Origin of the sequence: Saccharibacillus alkalitolerans, from assembly GCF_011090185.1 — a bacterium.
Taxonomy (GTDB): Bacteria; Bacillota; Bacilli; order Paenibacillales; family Paenibacillaceae; genus Saccharibacillus; species Saccharibacillus alkalitolerans.
In genome coordinates this window covers 12,936-31,904 of sequence record NZ_JAAFGS010000003.1, presented here as the reverse complement: position 1 = coordinate 31,904, position 18,969 = coordinate 12,936, and the positions used below count along the sequence as shown (strand labels likewise).

Sequence of the window (18,969 nt, the reverse complement as noted above, 5' to 3'; positions counted from 1 at the left end):
AGGAGGAGACGGTATGGAGACGCCAGGTATGGCTTTACATACGGACAAATATCAGATCAACATGATGTACGCCCATTGGGCAAACGGCACGCATACGCGCCGCGCGGTATTCGAGGCTTACTTCCGTTCGCTGCCGTTCGGCAACGGCTATGCGGTCTACGCGGGCCTGGAACGGATTGTGAATTACGTATCGAACCTTCGTTTCCATGAGGACGATATCCGTTATCTGTCGGAACAAGAAGAAAACTACGATCCCCGTTTCCTGGAGGAGCTGCGCACGTTCCGCTTTTCCGGCAGCATCCACTCCATGCGCGAAGGAGCCGTCGTGTTTCCGAACGAGCCTTTGGTTCGCGTGGAAGGCACCATTTTCGAAGCGCAGCTCGTCGAGACGGCGCTGCTGAACTTCATGAATTTCCAGACGTTGATTGCCACGAAAGCTGCCCGCATCAAGCAGGCGGCGGACGGCGACACGCTGCTCGAGTTCGGAACGCGCCGGGCTCAGGAAGCGGATGCCGCCGTATGGGGGGCGCGCGCCGCTTATGTGGCCGGGTTCCACGCGACGTCGAACATGATGGCCGGCAAGCGCTTCGGCATTCCGACCAAAGGGACGCATGCCCATTCCTGGGTGCAGAGCTTCGAAAGCGAGCAGGAAGCGTTCGACAAATACGCGGAAGTGCTTCCGGACGGCTCGACGCTGCTCGTCGATACGTTCGACACGCTGAACAGCGGCGTACCCAACGCCATCCGCACGGCGAAGAAGCTGGAACAACGCGGCAAGCGGCTGAATTCGATCCGGCTGGACAGCGGGGACCTCGCTTACCTGTCGATCGAAGCGCGCAAAATGCTGGACGAAGCGGGCCTGGAGTACGTCAAAATCGTCGCTTCGAACGATCTGGACGAGAACACCATTACGGAGCTGAAAATGCAGGATGCGCGTATCGACGTCTGGGGCGTCGGCACGCAGCTGATCACGGCGCATGACCAACCTTCGCTCGGCGGCGTATACAAGCTCGTACAGCGCGAAGTGGACGGAAAGATGGAACCGACGATCAAAATTTCGGCCAATCCCGAAAAAGTCACGACGCCGGGGAAAAAAGACGTTTACCGGATCGTGGATCGCGGAACCGGCAAAGCGATCGCCGATTATATCTGCTTCCCGGAAGAGGAAGAGCCGCGCGAAGGACGTCAGCTGAAGCTGTTCAATCCGCTGCATACGTACATTCGCCGTTACGTGAAAAATTATGATGCATTGAGCATGCTCGTGCCGATCTTCGAAGACGGCCGGCTGGTGTACGATCTGCCTTCGCTGGACGAGATTCGCGACTATCATGCTTCGCAGTTGGATCTGTTCTGGCCGCAGTATCTCCGCAAGCTGAATCCGGAAATTTACCGCGTCAACATCAGCGAGAAAGCCTGGAAGCTCAAGCAGAGCCTGATCGACCGGTATATGGAAGAGACGGAAGCGCCGCAGGAAGGCTGAAGATCGGAACGGAAGAGTCGGGGGAAAATGGACGGCTGCACGGAAAGCGGGATCTCCTCAGGGAGATCCCGCTTTTTTGCGCGCTTTGTCCCTGAGCGGCTGCCGCATGTGATATTTATTACAGTGACACCCTATGTAAATTGTTAAATTTAAAACAAAATGCGGAGGGGGAAAAAGTGTGGCGGTACTGCCTGAAGTAAATAAACGGGGCTTTTTCGAAATCCGTCTGGAATCGATCGGGGGACTCGGCGCCAATCTGGCCGGCAAAATGCTGGCCGAAGCCGGGATTGTCGGAGCGGATATGGACGGAGTCAGTTTCTCGTCGTACGGTTCGGAGAAAAAGGGATCGCCGGTGAAAGCCCATATCCGTTTCTGCGAGTTCGGTACGCCGATACGAGATACGTCGCCGATCGAACATCCTCACGTGATCGGCGTTTTTCATGAAAATCTATTGAAATCGGGCGCGGCTTCCGGTGTTCTGCCCGGCGGTATCGTGCTGGTCAACTCGGCGCGCTCCGCCCTGCAGGTCGCGGAGGAAGCGGGTTTGAACGGCTGCAGGGTAGCCGTGCTCGACGCGACGCGCATCGCGCTCGAGGAGAAGAATCGGGTCAACATGGCGATGCTCGGCGGATTGTTCCGAACATGCGGCTTCCTGGACCCGGAATTCATGAAAGACGTGATCGCCAAGTCGCTCGGCAAAAAATATCCGCAGGCGGTCGAGCAGGCGGTGCGGGTATTCGAACGCGGATATACGGAGATCGAACTTCTGGATATGCCGGCGGGAAGGCGGGAGTCCGCGGTCCAAACGGGCGAAAGTCCTCTCGGTTATACGAACCAGCCGCTCGGCGGCATGATCGTCACGCCGGGCAGCAGCCTGCTCAAAGATCTCAGCATTTCGCGCTCGGGCATGCTGCCCGCCTTCGACCAGGCGACCTGCATCAACTGCGCGCAGTGCGACACGGCCTGCCCGGACCTCTGTTTCGTCTGGGAAGAGCAGCCGGATAAGCGCGGCCGTATGCAGATGGTGCTGCAGGGCATCGATTATCAATACTGCAAAGGCTGTCTGAAGTGCGTCGAAGCCTGTCCGACGGATTCGCTGTCGCGGATGCTCGAGCAGGAAGGTTATGCCGCGGCAAATCGGGTCCGACATCGGTTCGATTTCGCCGAAGCTTGATGAAGAGCGACTGAAAGGAAGGGAAAAGCATGGCAATCGATTATTCCAAGGAAATCCCGGCCGGCCGCGTCAAGCAGCGGATGGTCTACGAATCGGGCAACGAGATGGCCGCTTACGCCGCGCACCAAATCGACTATCACATCATGGGGTACTTCCCGATCTCGCCTTCGACCGAAGTGGCGCAGCATCTGGATCTGATGAAGACGGAAGGCAAGCACGGTATTCGCCTTGTCCCTTCGGACGGCGAACACAGCTCGGCGGGCATCTGCTACGGAGCGTCGACCGGCGGCGGCCGGGTATTCAACGCGACGAGCGCCCAGGGATATTTATATATGATGGAACAAATGCCCGTTCAGTCGGGTACGCGGTTCCCGATGGTGCTCAATCTGGTCTGCCGTTCGGTGTCGGGACCGCTGAATATTCACGGCGATCATTCGGACCTGTACTTTGCCCTGAACACGGGTTGGCCGATCTTGATGTGCCGCGATCCGCAGGCGGTGTACGACATGAATTTGATGGCGCTCAAGCTGGCCGAAGATCCGGAAGTCCGCCTGCCGGTCATGGTGGCGTACGACGGCTATTTCACGTCGCACCAGAAGCGCCGCGTGCAGACGTTCGAAGATCGGGCGGATGTATTGGCGTTCGTCGGCGAGAATCCGCCGGAAGGCTTCGCGAACGCGCTGGACCGCGACAATCCGATCACCATCGGACCTTACATGAACGAACCGGATTATATCAACAACCGCTATCAGCTTTCGCAGGCCATGTACCGTGCGGAAGGCGTCTTCGAGCGTATCTCGGCGGAGTACAAGAAACTGACGGGGCGGGATTATCCCGTGCTCGACCTATACCGGATGGAAGACGCCGAAGTGGCGGTATTCCTGATGAATTCCGCTTCCGAAACGATCAAGGACGTGGTGGACGAGCTGCGCCTGCAGGGAATCAAGGCGGGAGCGATCGCGCCGAACATGATTCGTCCGTTCCCGCAGCGGCAAATCGCCGAAGCGCTGAAAAACGTCCGGGCGATTACGGTCGGGGACCGGGCCGATTCGTGCGGCGCTCACGGCGGCAATATGCTGAACGAGATCAAGGCCGCGCTGTTCACGCACGGCAACCGGGATACGCAGGTCGTGGGCCGCGTATACGGTCTCGGCGGCAAAGAATTCAAGGCCGAGGACGGCCGCCATTTCTTCGAACTGGCGATCGAAGCGGCCGGAAAGCGGTCCGTATCGGTTCCGTTCGATTTCTACGGCCATACGCCCGGCGACCCTTCGAAGGCGCCGAAGCGGCTGCTCAAGCCATTGAACTTCGACGATCTTAAGACCGGCCTCATCACCGTGACGCCGAACGCGGAGAGCGGCAAACTTGCCGTCAAAATTCCGCCGCTGCGTTCGCTGACGAAAAAGCCGAAACGGCTTGCACCCGGACACGGCGCCTGCCCGGGATGCGGCATTTTCTCGGGTCTCGAGCTGTTCTTCAAAGGCATCGAAGGCGATATCGTGACGCTGTTCCATACCGGCTGCGCGATGGTTACGACGACGGGGTACCCGCATTCTTCGCATAAAGCGACATATCTGCACAATTTGTTCCAAAACGGTGCGGCGACGCTGTCGGGTCTCGTCGAAATGTTCTGGGAACGCAAACGGCGCGGCGAGTTCGAAGGGCTCGGACTGCGGGAAGATTTCACGTTTGTCATGGTAACGGGCGACGGAGGAATGGATATCGGCATGGGTCCGGCGATCGGCGCCGCCCTGCGAGGACATCGGATGATCATCGTCGAATACGACAACGAAGGGTATATGAACACGGGAGCCCAACTGTCTTACTCCACGCCGCTCGGCCACCGCACGTCCACGTCGGGAGTCGGCAGAGCGCAGCAGGGCAAAGCGTTCCATCATAAGGATACGGCGCAGATCATGGCGGCGACTGGGATCCCGTACGTCTTTACCGGCAGCGAGGCGTTTCCGCAGGATCTGGTCAAGAAGGCGGCGAAAGCTCAGTGGTACGCGCAGAACGCCGGTCTGGTCTACGGCAAAATTCTGATCGCCTGTCCGCTGAACTGGATGTCGCCGGACGACCAGGGAGCCAACATCGTCGATGCGGCCGTCAGCTCCAACTTCTTCCCGCTGTACGAAGTCGAACAGGGGATTACGACGATCACGTACAATCCGGAGGAGAAGAACAAAAAAGTGCCGGTTTCCGATTGGCTGAAGAGAATGGGCAAGACCCGCCATCTGCTGAAGCCGGAAAACGAAGCGGCGCTTCGGGAGTTCGAACGCGAAGTCGAACTGCGCTGGAACCGCTTGAAAGCCAAGCACGAACATCCGGATCTTTAATGATTGCACGAACCCGCCGTCAGGCGGCTTGACGACCGAGCGGCCGGTACCTTTTACCGGCCGCTTTGCGCTGCGCGGTTAACGCCGGAACGGAGCGCGGATGACGGACGGCCTTTCCCGGTCTCTTGCCGAGCGGCTGGCATTCGGATATTCATTGGAGTAGGATGAAAAGGAAGAGGCCGGGCGGGTCCGGCTTACCGAAAAAAAGATATTGGAGGAGAGAACATGACGGAGAAGTTTCGCGCATTCTGGCTGGAGGAATCGGAAGGCAAAGTCACGGGATCGATCAAGGAGATCGGAACGGAAGACCTGCCGCAGGGCGAAGTGCTGATTCGCGTCCGTTATTCCGACGTCAATTATAAAGACGGTCTGGCCAGCATCAAGGAAGGGCGGGTCGTCCGCGAGTATCCGTTCGTTCCCGGCATCGACCTGGCCGGCGAGGTGATCGCTTCGGAAGATTCGCGTTTTGCGGCAGGCGACCAAGTGCTGTGCACCGGCTACGGGCTCGGCGTTTCGCATTTCGGCGGATACAGCGAACAGGCCCGAGTGCCGGCGGACTGGTTGATCAAACTGCCGCAGGGACTGAGCGCGCGCGAAGCGATGATTCTGGGCACGGCAGGCTTCACGGCAGGCATGTCCGTCGAAGCGATTCTGCGCGCGGGCATTACGCCGGACAGCGGTCCCGTGCTGGTTACCGGCGCTTCGGGCGGCGTAGGCAGCGTCGCCGTCGCGATTCTGGCGAAGTTGGGCTTTGAAGTAACGGCGAGCAGCGGCAAGGAGCAGGAGTGGGAGCTGCTGAAGAAGCTGGGCGCTGCGCGCACGGTTTCCCGCGAGGAGGCGCAGGCGCCGTCCAAGGGGCCGCTGGGCAAAGGCACTTGGGCGGCCATCGTCGACCCGGTCGGCGGCGCGGGCACGGGGGAGCGCCTGAAGACGATCGCTTACCGCGGCGTGCTTGCGCTGTCGGGCCTTACGGGCGGCGGGGATTTCGGAACAAGCGTGCATCCGTTCATTCTGCGCGGCGTGACGCTGGCCGGCATCGATTCCGTCCAATGCCCGGTTCCTCTGCGGTTGGACGTATGGAAGAAGCTGGCGGGCGAATGGAAGCCGGATGCCGTATTCGAGCAGGCCGTGCACGAATTGACGCTCGAACAGCTGCCCGACGCGCTGTCCCGCATTTTGAAAGGACAGGCGGTCGGCCGACAGCTGGTGAAAGTATCGGAAGCGTAACATTTCCCGCTCGCCGTTGCGCTCCGCGTCGCCGTGTAGTAGACTCAATCATCGGGCGGGCTACGTATTGCGCAAAATCCGTATCGCGCAAAATCGCGGAACCCGCCGGAGAACGGCAACGATCGACACGGGAGGTTTACCTATGCATAACGAAGTACCGGTGTATCTGCTGTCCGGTTTTCTCGGAAGCGGAAAAACGACGCTGCTTCAGCGTCTGGTCGCCCATTGGCAGGAGCAGGGCTTGAAGCCGGGCGTCATTATAAACGAACTGGGCGACGTCAATCTCGACGGACTGCTCGTCGAAGCGGAGGTTCCTACGGCCGAGCTGCTCGGCGGATGTATCTGCTGCACGGTACGCGAAGACCTGGCAGGAGAATTGGCGATGCTGGTCGAGCGCGACCGGCCGGATGTCGTCGTCATCGAAGCGACGGGGGCGGCGAATCCGATCGACCTGCTCGATTCGGCGACCGAAACGGCCATGTATGCGGGCATCGATATCAAAGGACTGATTACGGTGGCCGATGCCGCGCATCTGCTCGAACTGCACCGCAATCGCGGAGGACGGACTTATGCGCTGATGCAGGATCAGATCCGCTGCGCTTCGGTCGTCGTGCTGAACAAAATCGACCGCGTAAGCCAGGAGGAAGCCGGAGAACTGGAACGCGCGATTGCCGAGTGGAACGCTTATGCGCCCGTCGTCCGCACCGTTCGCTGCGAAGCGGATTTCGGGATGCTGCTGGGTACCGCTTTTACTCCGGAAAGCCGGGAAGCGGGAACGCCGAGGAAGACATCCGCCGGCCGTTTTTCGATGTTGGGCGGCTCGGGACATGAGCATGTCACCTCGTACACGCACCGCTTTGCTCGTCCGGTCGACAGCGAGCGCTTCGAGGCCTTGATCGCTTCGCTGCCGCGCGAGATTTACAGGGCCAAAGGACTGCTGACGTTTTCCGATACGGCCAGCCGCTTCCTGTTTCAGTACGCGTTTCGGGAGCTGGATTTCATTAAGGTTACGCCGCAAGGGCAGCTGGACGACATGGCGGTTTTCATCGGCGAGCATTTTTCGTCGGCGGATCTTCGAGAAAAGCTTGAAGAGCTGGAAACCGTCGGCGAATAAGCCGGGCGGGCGAGCAGACAGGTCAGAACGGTTTCAATTTTGTCATCTTTCGGGTAATAGTTAATTATCACAGGCCGACAAGCCTTAACATTACACCGGGAGGGACACGACATGACAAACGTGACCGTGACTACATATAAAGAGTGCATCGACGCCTGCATCCGCTGCATGAACGTCTGCAATACCAGCTACGTTTCGAGCCTTAAAGGCCTTGATATTTTCGAGCTTCGCGAATGTCTGCGTCTCGACCGCGAATGCGCGGATCTGTGCGCAATGGCCGTTCAGGCCATGACGCGCAACAGTCCGTTCGTCGCCGAAATCTGCGAGCTGGTCGCCAAAGCGTGCGACGTCTGCGCCGAAGAGTGCATGAAGCACCCGCATGAACACTGCCAGGAATGCGTAAGCGTCTGCCAGGAATGCGCGCGCGTCTGCCGCAGCATGCTGGTAGCGGCTTAACGCTCTTCTCCCCAAGAGGACCGAACATACGAAAAGACCGCTCTCCACGGAGAACGGTCTTTTTTGTGCGGAGAAACGGATGCGCTTTTGAACGGCTTTCCGACGTCGATTATTCCTCCGCCCGTTCGGATCAGCCTTTCGTGCCCGCCGTCAAGTTCATGCCTTCGATAAAGTATTTCTGGAACAGGAAGAACAGCACGATGACGGGCAGCAGCACGATGACCGAACCGGCCATCAGATAGTTCCACTGCGTCTGGACGCTGCCGCGGAACGACTGGAGACCGATCTGCAGCGTGTACAGCACCTCGTCGTTGACATACAGCAGGGGACCCAGAAAATCGTTCCAGGCTCCGTTGAAAGCGAAGATCGCAATGGCCGCCAGCGCGGGCTTGGACAGGGGAATGACGATCCGCGCCCAAATGTACAGATGGTTCGCCCCGTCGATTTTCGCCGCTTCGCTCAGTTCTTTGGGGATGCTCAGGTAGAACTGCCGCAGCATGAAAATATAGAAGGCGCTGCCGAGAAACTGCGGAATGATCAGCGGATAATAAGTGCCTACCAGGTGCAGCTTGGAGAACAGCACGTACTGCGGAATCAGCGTGACGAAGCCGGGGATCATCATCGTCGCCAGCAGCACGGAAAACCATAATCTTTTGCCCCGGAAAGAGATGCGCGCAAAGCCGTAGGCGATGAACGAGTTGACGACCACATTGCCGACGACCGCGAAAAAGGCCAGCATCAGCGTATTGAACGCATAGAGCGTAAAAGGAGCGGCCTGCCAAGTGTGGATATAGTTCTCGAAATGAAATTCGTTCGGAATGAAGGTCGGCGGATACTGCGCGATTTCCTGCGGCGACTTGAGCGAGGTGGAAATCATCCACCACAGGGGCAGCAGGAACAGCAGGCTTCCTACGGACAGCAAAACGAAGAGCAGCGCTTCGCTCGGTTTGATGCGGCGCCGGCGTGCGGGAATACGGCGGGCGTCGATAGCCTGATTTTCTCTGCCGGAAGCCGGCGGTACGGGACGGTCCATCAGTCTTCGCCTCCTTCATAATACACCCAGCGCCGGGACATCCGCAGGTTGATCAGCGTCAGCAGCAGCACGATCACGAACAGCACCCATGCCATCGCCATCGCGTAGCCCATGTCGAACAGCTGGAACGCCTGGTTCCACATGTACAGGTTATAGAACAAGAGAGAACCCATCGGGCCTCCGTTGCCGCTGTCGGTCATGACATAGCCTTCCTGGAAGATCTGGAACCCGCCGATAAAGCTCGTGACCACGTCGAAAAAGATGACCGGCGAGATCATCGGCAGCGTGATATGCCAGAATCTCCGGAAAGCGGACGCGCCGTCCAGCTTGGCCGATTCGTACAGCTGCGAAGGAACGCCCTGCAGACTCGCCAGATACAGCAGCATGCCGCCTCCGACGCCCCACAGCTTCATCATAATGATCGCGGGCTTGGTCCACATCGGATCGCTGAGCCAGGCGGGACCGGGAATGCCGACCCAGCCGAGCAGCGTATTGATCAGGCCGCTGGACGGATTGAGCAGCTGGATCCACAGAAAGTAGACGCCTACGCCCGAAAGGACGGCCGGCAAATAATAAATAGTCCGAAATACGCGCATGCCGGCGATCCGCTCGTTCAGCATCAGCGCCAGCAGCACGGAGCCGATCGTGGTCAACGGCACCATAAGGGCGACGTAATACAGGGTATTGTAGAGGGACTTCCAGAAAAGGGGATCGCTTGCGAACATGCGCGTGTAATTGCGAAGACCGATAAAATCCATCCGCGACGTCACGTCGTAATTGGTAAAGCTTCCGTACAGCGAGAACAGCATCGGGAACAGCGTAATGCCGAACAAACCGACCAGCCAGGGCAAAATAAACAGATAACCTTGAAGCTCCTCTCGGCGCGCGAGCGGGGACAGCTTCTTTCTTTTCTTTTTTTGCGTCAGCGTTTCCGCGTTCGTTTTCATGACGGACCTCCTTTATAAAAGGGTAAGGAGCCGCGTACCGGTAAAGACCGGAGCGGCTCCCATCGTGCCGGGCGGCGAAGTCTGCTTAACGTTACTTGCTTTTCGACATCAAGGCTTGAACGTCTTTTTCTGCCCCTTGAAGCGCTTGTTCGGGCGTTTCTTTGCCCAGGAACACGGCGTCCATATGCGGGTTGATCAGATCTTTGTAGCCGGAAGCGCTGAGCGGGACCTGGAACACTTTCGTATTCGCCAGATTTTCGACCGAAGCTTTATAGACCGCGTTTTCGTTCGCTTCCGGATCTTCGGCCGCTTCGATATTCGCCACATTGTCGAAGTTTTTGAGCGCCCAGTACTTCTGCGCGTCGACGCCGGTCAAATATTTCATGAATTCCCATGCTTCGTCCGGATGTTTGGCGCCCTTCGGAATTTCGACGACGAAACCGCCGCCGCTGCTCCAATGGCCCGAACCTTCTTCGCGTTCCGGAATCGGCGCTACGCCGATGTCGAGGTCTTGACCGAATTCTTCGATTTGCGTATTATACGTGCCGGTCTGAATATACATGGCGACTTTGCCGGAAATGAACGGATCGCTCACCCCGCTGCCGAAGTCGGCTTTCATCGCGTCCACCGTCTGGCGGCCCAGGCGGTCCTGCCAAGATTTCAGCCATTCGAGCGTGGACACTTTGCCCGGCGTATTGATGCTTGTTTCGTCGTTTTCGTTAAAGTAGCCGTTTCCGCCGTCGCCGTTGATCAGCCAGCTGTCGACGCCGAAATCGCCCCACAGCGGGTAGAAGCCGACGCGGTCGTACTGGCTGCCTGTTTTCTTGTCCAGCTTCTTCGCGTATTCTTCAAGCTGCTCCCAAGTCTGAGGCGGCTGCTCGGGATCGAGGCCGGCTTCGCGGAACGCTTCCTTGTTGTAGTAGAGCAGGCGGGTATCGGTATTGAACGGAAGCGCGTACGCCTCATCGTTGTACAGCACGTTTTTCCACAATTCCGGATAAAACTGCTTTTCAATATCGTCTTGGCTCAAATATTCGGACAGATTGGTGTTCTGATTTTTGCTGGCACGCAGGTTGACGTCGGCGTAGTCGTTGATGATGACGTCGGCCGGATTGCCGGCGGCGATCGAAGCCAGGTTTTTCGTCCAGATATCCCCGAATGGCAGGTATGTATGCTTGACGACGATCCGGTCCTGCGATTGATTGAAGTCTTCGATGATTTTTTCGATGATCGGACGGCGGGTCTCGGAACCCCAGAACGTCCAGAAGTCGATCGTGACTTTCTCGGTCGCGCTTCCGTCGTCGTTCGTTCCGGCTGCGGGCGCTCCGTTAGAGGAACGCGATTCGGGCGTGCAGGCGGTTACGAGCAGCAGCAGCGCCGCCGTAAGGAGCCATAGAGGACTGAAGAAGCGTGTGGATTTCAAATCGATGATTCCTCCTTGTTGGAAAATGAACGGAATTCCCCGAAAAAAGCAAGCGGGGAGCATTACGCTTTATTGATTAAACAGCTGGCAAAGCATTGAATCCGTTAAAGCGTTCAAGCTGGCAAAAAAATGAGAATTGTCGAAAAAAAGGAGAAAAGAAAGGGACAGGGACAAAAAGAGGGAAGATGGCTTGCTTCCCGGCTGACAATTCCCTATAATGACGGAAAGACCCATCGAGAACGTCAACGAACGGGAGAGTATCCGAAGCAGAGTCAGCGGCAGCAGCGAGCCGGGAGAGTGGAAGCCGGCGCCGCGACCTTCGGAGAAGCGCACCCGGGAGACGGCGGTTCGAACGAAGTTGCGCTTCCGGCGACTTTCCGCGTAGAATCGTCCGGTCACGGCGCCGTTACCGCCGCTCGAGAGGCCCGCGCCCGTTTTTTTCGCGAAAACGACACCGGGCTATAAGAGTGGTACCGCGGGACCGAAAAGCTCTCGTCTCTTTATGAGGCGAGGGCTTTTTGACGTACTCCTGCGCCTGAACAAGCAGATTGTGAAAACGGCAACCATAACGGGGAGGAACGAATGATGAGTTTATCGAAAATAGCGGCGGCGCTCGACGCGCTGCTGGAGTGGGAGCCCGGAACGGCGGAACCGATGCTGGAGCTGCCGCCGGATCCGAAACTGGGAGACGCGGCGTTTCCGTGTTTCGCGCTGGCCAAGGCATGGCGGAAAGCTCCGCAGCAGATATCGTCGGAGCTTTCGGAACGGTTCGGGCTTGAAGGCGTGGAAGCCTCCGCGGCCGGGCCTTATCTGAACTTCCGGCTCGACCGTTCGGCGCATGCGGCATCGCTGATGGAGGAAGCCGAAGTCCGGCCGGTCGAACAGAGCGGAGAAACGGTAGTGATCGACCTGTCTTCGCCCAACATCGCCAAGCCGTTCGGCGTCGGGCATCTGCGTTCGACCGTGATCGGGGCGGCGCTGTACCGAATGTACGCCGCGGCGGGGCATAACCCGATCAGCGTCAACCACCTCGGCGATTGGGGCACCCAGTTCGGCAAGCAGATCACGGCTTACAAGCGCTGGGGAGACGAGCGGAAGTTGAAGGCTGCGCCGATTCGCGAATCGCTCGATCTGTATGTCCGTTTCCATGACGAAGCCGAGAGCGATCCTACGCTCGAGACCGAAGCGCGCGACTGGTTCAAAAAGTTGGAAGGAGGCGACGAGGAGGCGCTGCGGCTGTGGAAGTACTTCGTCGACGTTAGCCTTGCGGAGTTCGACCGGATGTACGAGCGTCTGGGCGTCTCGTTCGATAAGGTGCTCGGCGAAAGCTTCTACAACGACAAAATGGGCGCCGTCGTGGAGGAGCTTCGGCAGAAAGGACTGCTCGAGGAAAGCGAGGGGGCGCAGGTGGTACGGCTCGACGACGAGGAGATGCCGCCCTGCCTGATTCTGAAATCCGACGGCACGACCATTTATCCGACCCGCGATCTCGCTACCGCCGTTTACCGCCATGACGTGCTCGGCGCGGAGAAGCTGCTGTACGTCGTCGGCGCGGAACAGTCGCTGCATTTCCGTCAAGTCTTCGCCGTGTTAAAAAAAATGGGCCGCGAATGGGCGGACGCCTGTCTGCATATTCCGTTCGGCCTGATGAAATTCGAGGGCAAAAAAATGTCGACCCGCCGGGGCAAAGTCGTATTCCTGGAGGAGGTGCTGGACGAAGCCGTATCGCGCGCGGCCTCTATAATAGAAGCGAAAAACCCGCAGCTGGCGCAGCGGGAAGCCGTCGCCGAGGCGGTAGGGATCGGCGCGATCATTTTCGGGGATCTGAAAAACAACCGCATCGGCGAGATCGATTTTTCGCTGGAAGAAGCGGTGCAGTTCGAAGGAGAGACCGGCCCTTACGTGCAGTACACGCATGCGAGAGCGCGCAGCGTTCTTCGCAAAGCGGGAGCGGGGCAAGCCGGCGCGGAAGCTGCGGGAAAAGCGGCGGCCGAAACTTACGTGTGGGACGAAGCTTCCTGGGAACTGCTGAAGCGGCTGGGCGATCATCCGTCGGAACTGCGGCGCGGGCTGCAGCGGCATGAACCTTCCGTTATCGCGCGCTACGCGCTGGACCTGTCCAAGTTGTTCAACCGTTTCTATCATCACAACAAAGTGCTGACCGCCGAATCCGTCGACCGCGAAGTGCGGCTGGAACTCGCCAGACTGACCGCGCAGCGATTGCGGTGGGCGCTCGATCTGCTCGGCATCCGTTCTCCGGAAGAAATTTGAGAAGGAACCGGGGCACTGCGATATCCGCCCGGCGGGTTTCTGCCGATGCTTCGCCTCTTTTGCCCGATTCGAACCGTACTGCAACCTTTTGCGGGTCCCCTCCGTCTGGAAGGGTGAAAACGAAATTATAGAAGAGGTGAAGGTATGATGAAAAAGACGGTAAAAGCTTGTGCGGCCCTGATGATGGCCGGGTCGTTCGCGTTCGCCGCTTCGGCATCCGCATTCAGCGACGTGACCGGTGCGGAAAATGCCAAAATTGCGGAATCTCTGCAGCAAAAAGGCATTATGAAAGGAGTCGGCTCCGATCTGTTCGCTCCGTCGCTCGATCTGACCAATGCCCAAGCGATCCAGCTGATCGTCAACGCCTTTGACATGAAAGCCGCTTCGGACGTCGATCATACGCCAAGCAAGTCTTTCAATAACGATGCCTGGTACGCTCCGGCATACGAAGCGGCGCTGCAGAGCGGCATCGAAACGGTCACCAAGTCCGACCCGGTGGGCGCGAAGATTACCCGCGAGGCATTCGCCAGCCTTCTGCTCGAAGGCATCAACACGACCGGGCAGTATCCGACAACCAAAATGTACTTGGCTTTCGAAGACGAAGACGAATTCAGCGACAGCGGCATGAACGCGGTCCAGACGCTCGGCAATATGCGCATTATCTCGCCGACACTCGGCGAATTCCGTCCGCAGGAGCCGATTACCCGGATGGAAGCGGCGGAAATGGTGTATAATGCGGTTGAATTCATCAATAACGTCGGAGGCGGAGCCGAAGACGGATCGGAGGCGAACGATGTGACGGTGACGACGACCCAGGAAGCGGACGGACGAGTGAAAGCGACGCTGAAAGCGTCACTGCCGAACCCGGGTTACGGACTGAAAATCAACGACGTGGCCATCGAAGACGGCAAAGCGGTTATCCGGTACACGGTGACCGCGCCGGAACCGGGCATGATGTATCCGCAGGTTATCACGGAAGCGGAAGCTTCGACGTATCTGACCGGCACGTATACCGAAGTCGTAGCGGAGCAGATCGGCGGGAAGACGGGCGGCAGCGACGCGAAATTGTTGAAATAAAAATTCCGGATCAAAAAAAGAGCGTCCCCAAGAGGGGCGCTCTTTTTTTTGCGGCGAAAACCGGCGGAAGATTTCGCTTGTCCGTCGGCCGCGATCGAAAAACGAAAAGGAAGAACGGGGTTATTAATCGCCGCCGGCTCCGCCGAAAACGGGCCGGGCTTCGAATCCGGATTCCGGTTTGCCCGTTACCGGGGTAATGGAATCGCCGCCGCCCTGCTGCAGCTGATACATCTGGAAGTAGCGGCCGCCGAGGGCCATCAGTTCGTCGTGATCGCCGCGTTCGACGATTTCTCCGCGATGAAGCACCAGGATCTGATCGGCGCTGCGGATCGTAGACAGCCGGTGCGCGATGACGAACGTCGTCCGGCCCTGCTTGAGCACGTTCAAGGCGGATTGGATGAGCGCCTCGGTCTCGGTGTCGATATTGGCCGTCGCTTCGTCAAGAATCAGAATCGCCGGGTCGAACGCAAGCGCGCGGGCGAACGAGATCAGCTGGCGCTGTCCCGCGGACAGCGTGCTGCCTTTTTCCACGACGGGTTCGTCGAATCCGCCCGGCAGATCCGCGAGAATCTTGTCGGCTCCGACTTCACGGAGCGCGCGTTCGACGCGTTCGCGGCTGATCCGTTCGTCGCCCAGGCTGACGTTGGACGCGATCGTGCCGGTAAAGAGATAAGGGTCCTGCAGCACGATGCCCATATGCTGGCGGATATGCTGCTTGGGCAGATCGCGCACGCTCTGGCCGTCGATCGTGATGCTGCCCTTCTGAGGATCGTAGAAGCGGAACAGCAGATTGATGATCGAGCTTTTGCCGGAACCCGTATGGCCGACCAGCGCGACCGTCTGCCCCTGCTTCGCTTCGAACGAAATGTTTTTGAGCACGAAATCTTTTTTATACGCGAACGAGACGCTGTCGAACTTGACGTCGCCTTTGTAACGCGGCATGCCGCCGTCCGTTACGTTCTCGCCCGGTTCGTCCAGCAGTTTGAACACGCGGCCGGCCGAGACCATGGCGGAGTCGAGCACGGCGAGCTGATTGACCATGCCGGTAATCGGCTGGAACAGGCGGCCCAGAATATCGACGAACGCGTACAGCGCTCCGAGCGAGATAATGGAAGCCGCGCCGTCGATCGTCGAAGACCCGAAGTACCAGATCACGACGGTAAACGAAATATTGCGCAGCACGTTGACCAGGTTATGCGAAGTGAACGAGTTCAGATTGAGCATTCTGTTCTGATGCTTCAGATAGTCGCCGTTCAGCTCTTCGAATTCCTGACGCGTCTGCTTTTCCCGGCGGAACACGCGAATGATCGACATGCCCTGAATGGATTCGTTGATGATCGCGTTCAGCTCGCTGAGGCGGGAACGGATAATCGTGTTATATTTGGTCGCGACTTTGCGATACAGATAGATCCACAGCACGATCAGCGGCACGATGAACAGCGAGACCGCCGCCAGGCGCGGATCGAGAATGAACAGGGCGACGTAGATGCCGGTGATGTAGACGATGCCCGTCGTAAAGTTGGACAGTACCGCGATAAACAGATCTTTGACCGCTTCCGTGTCGTTGGTTACGCGCGAGACGACCTTGCCGGCCGGCAGATTGTCGAAAAAGTGAACCGGCAGCCGCTGAATATGAGCGTACAAGTCGAGCCGGAGTTTCTGAATGACGCGGTTGGCCGACGACTGCAGCCAGTACGTTTTGCCGAATTCCATCGCGATCGAGACGGCGAGGAACAGCAGGTAGAGCAGGATCAACTGCACGATGCCCGGAATTTCGGGTTCGTAGAAATCGAACAGCTCCTGCTTGGACAGACGCTGCGCCGGATACGTATCCGTGCCGCCCGCCGTCCGGATCGTCAGCATGCCGTTTTCGAAGCTGCGGTCGCCTTCCGGCACGGCAACGGCTTGATCGACGAATACGAAGCCGCGGCCGACCTGCAGGACACGGACCTCATCGCCGCGCGACTCGCCTTCCGTGAAGCGATCGCCGCGCTTATATTGAGAGCCTTGATAGGAGACCGTGCCGTCGCCGGCTTCCGTCGTTTCGTAGTACGGATTTTCGATCCCCATCATATGATCGTCGATCATCATTTTGGCGATGAACGGACTGGCAAGCTCGGCGCCTACGCCGATCGCCAGCGCGATAATGGCCGCGATGAATGTGCCTTTGGCATGGAGGGCGTATTGGAACAGCCTTCGCGCCACTTTCTTGTTGGGGACTTCTGCGGCGTCCTCGGGACGCCCGGTATTAGTTTCCATGGGTAGGTTGCACCTCCTCGGAGGAGAGATTGGATTCGACCTGCTGCCGTTCGTACTGCTCGCGGTACCAGCCGTTCTGCGCGATCAGCTGCGCATGGGAGCCTTCTTCCACGATGCGTCCTTTTTCGAGCACGACGATATGGTCGGCGTGTTCGACGGCGGACAGGCGGTGAGTCGAGATCAGCGTCGTTTTGCCCGCGCGCTTTTCCCGGATATTTTGAATGATGCGGGCTTCGGTGCGCGCATCGACGGCGGACAGCGCATCGTCGAGAATCAGAATCTCCGGCTCGGCAATAAAGGCCCGTGCCAGCGAGACCCGCTGCTTTTGACCGCCGGAGAGCGAAACGCCCCGCTCGCCGACCTTGGTTTCCAGTCCGTCGGAGAGCGTCTCCAGATCGCCTTCGAAAGCGGCAGTCCGGATCGCTTCCATGATCTCGGCATCGTCCGCGTCGTCTTTGCCGTAACGGATATTTTCCCGAACGGTCTTGGAGAACAGAATTTGTTCCTGCGGAACGTAACCGATCCAGCTGTGCAGCCGTTCTTTGCGCAGGTTTTCGATCGGCGTGCCGGACAGCAGAATATCGCCGGAGCCTGTCGGATACTCGTGCAGCAGCTGCTTGAGCAGCGTGGATTTGCCGCTGCCGGTACGTCCGACCACGCCGAGCGTCTCGCCCGCGCGCAGCTTCAGGCTGACATGCTCCAGGTTATCGACCGTCGAGGTCGGATAGCGGAACGTCACGTCGCGGAATTCGATGGATTCCGGAGCCGCGACGTCGGTCGGAGTCTCGGGATCTTCGATATCGGCTTTGGTGAACAGCACTTCGTTTACCCGGTCGAGCGAGGCGCCTCCGCGCTGCATGATGTTGATCAGCTCGCCGATCGCGAACATCGGCCAGATCATCATGCCCAGATACATATTGAAGGTGACCAGGTCGCCGAGCGTCAGCTCGCTGCGGAATACGAGATAAATGCCGTAAGCAAGGCCGATCAGGTAGCTGAGGCCGACGCACAGGCGGATATACGGTTCGAACACGGCATCGACTCTCGCGACCGCCAGGTTCTTTTTGTATACGTCGTTCGTAATGTCCGCAAAACGTTTCTCGTCATGACGTTCCTGGACGTAGGCGCGGATCACGCGAATGCCCGCGACGGATTCGAGCACCTGATCGTTCATATCGCCGAAGGAATCTTGGGCGACCGTGTAGCGCTGGTGAATGATCTTGCCGTAGATGCTCATGCCGATCGCGATGAACGGCAGCGGAATCAGGGCGGCCAGCGTAAGCTTCCAACTGACGATAAAGCCCATGGCCAGCAGCACGGTCAGCAGGAAAAGGGTGGAGTCGGTCAGCGTCAGCATGCCGAAGCCGGCCGTCATGGCGACGGCGCGCAGATCGTTCGTGGCGCGGGCCATCAGGTCGCCGGTGCGATTCCGTTCGAAAAACGGAGGCGTCATGCGAAGCAGATGGGCCATGAAGCGGCTGCGAAGCAGACGTTCCACGAGGTTGGAGCCGCCGAACAGCTGGCGCATCCATATGTACGTGATGCCATACATGAGCACGAGCAGAGCCAGAATGCCGCCGATATACATCAGCAGACGTTCGCTCGTGATCAGGCCGCCGGCGATATCGTCGACGGCGATGCCGATCAGCCGGGGCGGAAGAAGTTCAATGACGCCGACCAGAACGAGAAAAAACACTCCGATCAAATAGCGCCTTTTTTCCTGCCGGAAAAACCAGCCGAGATTGCGAAGGACGGAAAACATTCCATCACTTCCTTTCTTCGTTTACGATAGATTTACCAATCATTTTTGCGAAAAACCGCAAAAAAACATACCGCTGCACGCGATATGTTTAAAATACGGTTCATATGGCGGACGATGGGACAAAGCCGAATCGTCGCGTTTTTCGTCGGTCGGGGCGACTCTCAGATTATGGAAGATCGGAGAACGCAGGCCGGCAAACGGCGGACGGAAGCTTCATCGATATGCAGTTCGGAAAGGGCGCCGTGCAGACGGACCGACTTATGGACAGGCATAGCCAAGCTCTTGTTGAACGTGTACATCGAATTCACTCCTTCCTGATTAGGTATGATCGCAAAATGATCTTGTATGCTCCCGATTTTAGCATCGGCTCTCAGAAAAAGTCAACGAAAAAGTTTTAGATTGTGAACGAA

Annotated in this window: 13 protein-coding genes; 8 read left to right on the top strand and 5 right to left on the bottom strand. The window is 58.2% G+C overall.

What is annotated here, in order from left to right; all coding sequences use genetic code 11:
- Positions 1-13 precede the first annotated feature (13 nt).
- The 6 genes from GYN08_RS08870 (at position 14) to GYN08_RS08845 (ending at position 7,787) form a co-directional block, all read left to right on the top strand.
- Positions 14-1,480 (top strand): nicotinate phosphoribosyltransferase, encoded by a 1,467-nt coding sequence (locus GYN08_RS08870; RefSeq protein ID WP_166273868.1) that lies wholly within the window; start codon positions 14-16, stop codon positions 1,478-1,480.
- A 178-nt stretch (positions 1,481-1,658) separates the two neighbouring features.
- Positions 1,659-2,654 carry a 2-oxoacid:acceptor oxidoreductase family protein gene (locus GYN08_RS08865; RefSeq protein WP_166273867.1) on the top strand — a complete coding sequence of 332 codons (996 nt, stop codon included), beginning with the start codon at positions 1,659-1,661 and terminating at the stop codon, positions 2,652-2,654.
- A 29-nt stretch (positions 2,655-2,683) separates the two neighbouring features.
- Positions 2,684-4,990 (top strand): thiamine pyrophosphate-dependent enzyme, encoded by a 2,307-nt coding sequence (locus GYN08_RS08860; RefSeq protein WP_166273866.1) that lies wholly within the window; start codon positions 2,684-2,686, stop codon positions 4,988-4,990.
- A gap of 225 nt (positions 4,991-5,215) precedes the next feature.
- Positions 5,216-6,217 (top strand): acrylyl-CoA reductase family protein, encoded by a 1,002-nt coding sequence (locus GYN08_RS08855; protein ID WP_166273865.1) that lies wholly within the window; start codon positions 5,216-5,218, stop codon positions 6,215-6,217.
- A 142-nt stretch (positions 6,218-6,359) separates the two neighbouring features.
- Positions 6,360-7,331 carry a CobW family GTP-binding protein gene (locus GYN08_RS08850; RefSeq protein WP_166273864.1) on the top strand — a complete coding sequence of 324 codons (972 nt, stop codon included), beginning with the start codon at positions 6,360-6,362 and terminating at the stop codon, positions 7,329-7,331.
- Between the two features lie 111 nt (positions 7,332-7,442).
- Positions 7,443-7,787, top strand: a complete 345-nt coding sequence (locus tag GYN08_RS08845) for a four-helix bundle copper-binding protein (RefSeq protein WP_166273863.1) — start codon at positions 7,443-7,445, stop codon at positions 7,785-7,787.
- 130 nt (positions 7,788-7,917) lie between these two features.
- Here GYN08_RS08845 and GYN08_RS08840 read toward each other — a convergent pair whose 3' ends face one another.
- From GYN08_RS08840 to GYN08_RS08830, 3 genes are all read right to left on the bottom strand, one after another.
- Complete coding sequence (locus tag GYN08_RS08840) at positions 7,918-8,820, bottom strand: carbohydrate ABC transporter permease (RefSeq protein ID WP_166273862.1); 903 nt, start codon at positions 8,818-8,820, stop codon at positions 7,918-7,920.
- Positions 8,820-9,767, bottom strand: coding sequence for a carbohydrate ABC transporter permease (locus GYN08_RS08835; protein WP_166273861.1), 948 nt, complete (start codon positions 9,765-9,767; stop codon positions 8,820-8,822). The genes GYN08_RS08840 and GYN08_RS08835 overlap by 1 nt, the downstream gene beginning before the upstream one ends.
- A gap of 91 nt (positions 9,768-9,858) precedes the next feature.
- Positions 9,859-11,190, bottom strand: coding sequence for an ABC transporter substrate-binding protein (locus GYN08_RS08830; protein ID WP_235946098.1), 1,332 nt, complete (start codon positions 11,188-11,190; stop codon positions 9,859-9,861).
- A 585-nt stretch (positions 11,191-11,775) separates the two neighbouring features.
- On the opposite strand from GYN08_RS08830, the gene argS reads away from it, so the two are divergent.
- Together argS and GYN08_RS08820 are read left to right on the top strand one after the other, a co-directional pair.
- Positions 11,776-13,461 (top strand): arginine--tRNA ligase, encoded by a 1,686-nt coding sequence (argS, locus tag GYN08_RS08825; protein WP_166274417.1) that lies wholly within the window; start codon positions 11,776-11,778, stop codon positions 13,459-13,461.
- Between the two features lie 144 nt (positions 13,462-13,605).
- Positions 13,606-14,538: a protease complex subunit PrcB family protein gene (locus tag GYN08_RS08820; protein WP_166273859.1), complete on the top strand. Its 933-nt coding sequence runs from the start codon at positions 13,606-13,608 to the stop codon at positions 14,536-14,538.
- 123 nt (positions 14,539-14,661) lie between these two features.
- On the opposite strand, the gene GYN08_RS08815 is transcribed toward GYN08_RS08820, so the two are convergent.
- Both GYN08_RS08815 and GYN08_RS08810 read right to left on the bottom strand, forming a co-directional pair.
- Positions 14,662-16,797 (bottom strand): ABC transporter ATP-binding protein, encoded by a 2,136-nt coding sequence (locus tag GYN08_RS08815; protein WP_166273858.1) that lies wholly within the window; start codon positions 16,795-16,797, stop codon positions 14,662-14,664.
- Positions 16,787-18,559, bottom strand: coding sequence for an ABC transporter ATP-binding protein (locus tag GYN08_RS08810; protein WP_166273857.1), 1,773 nt, complete (start codon positions 18,557-18,559; stop codon positions 16,787-16,789). Before GYN08_RS08810 ends, GYN08_RS08815 begins: the two co-directional genes overlap by 11 nt.
- Positions 18,560-18,969: the final 410 nt, after the last annotated feature.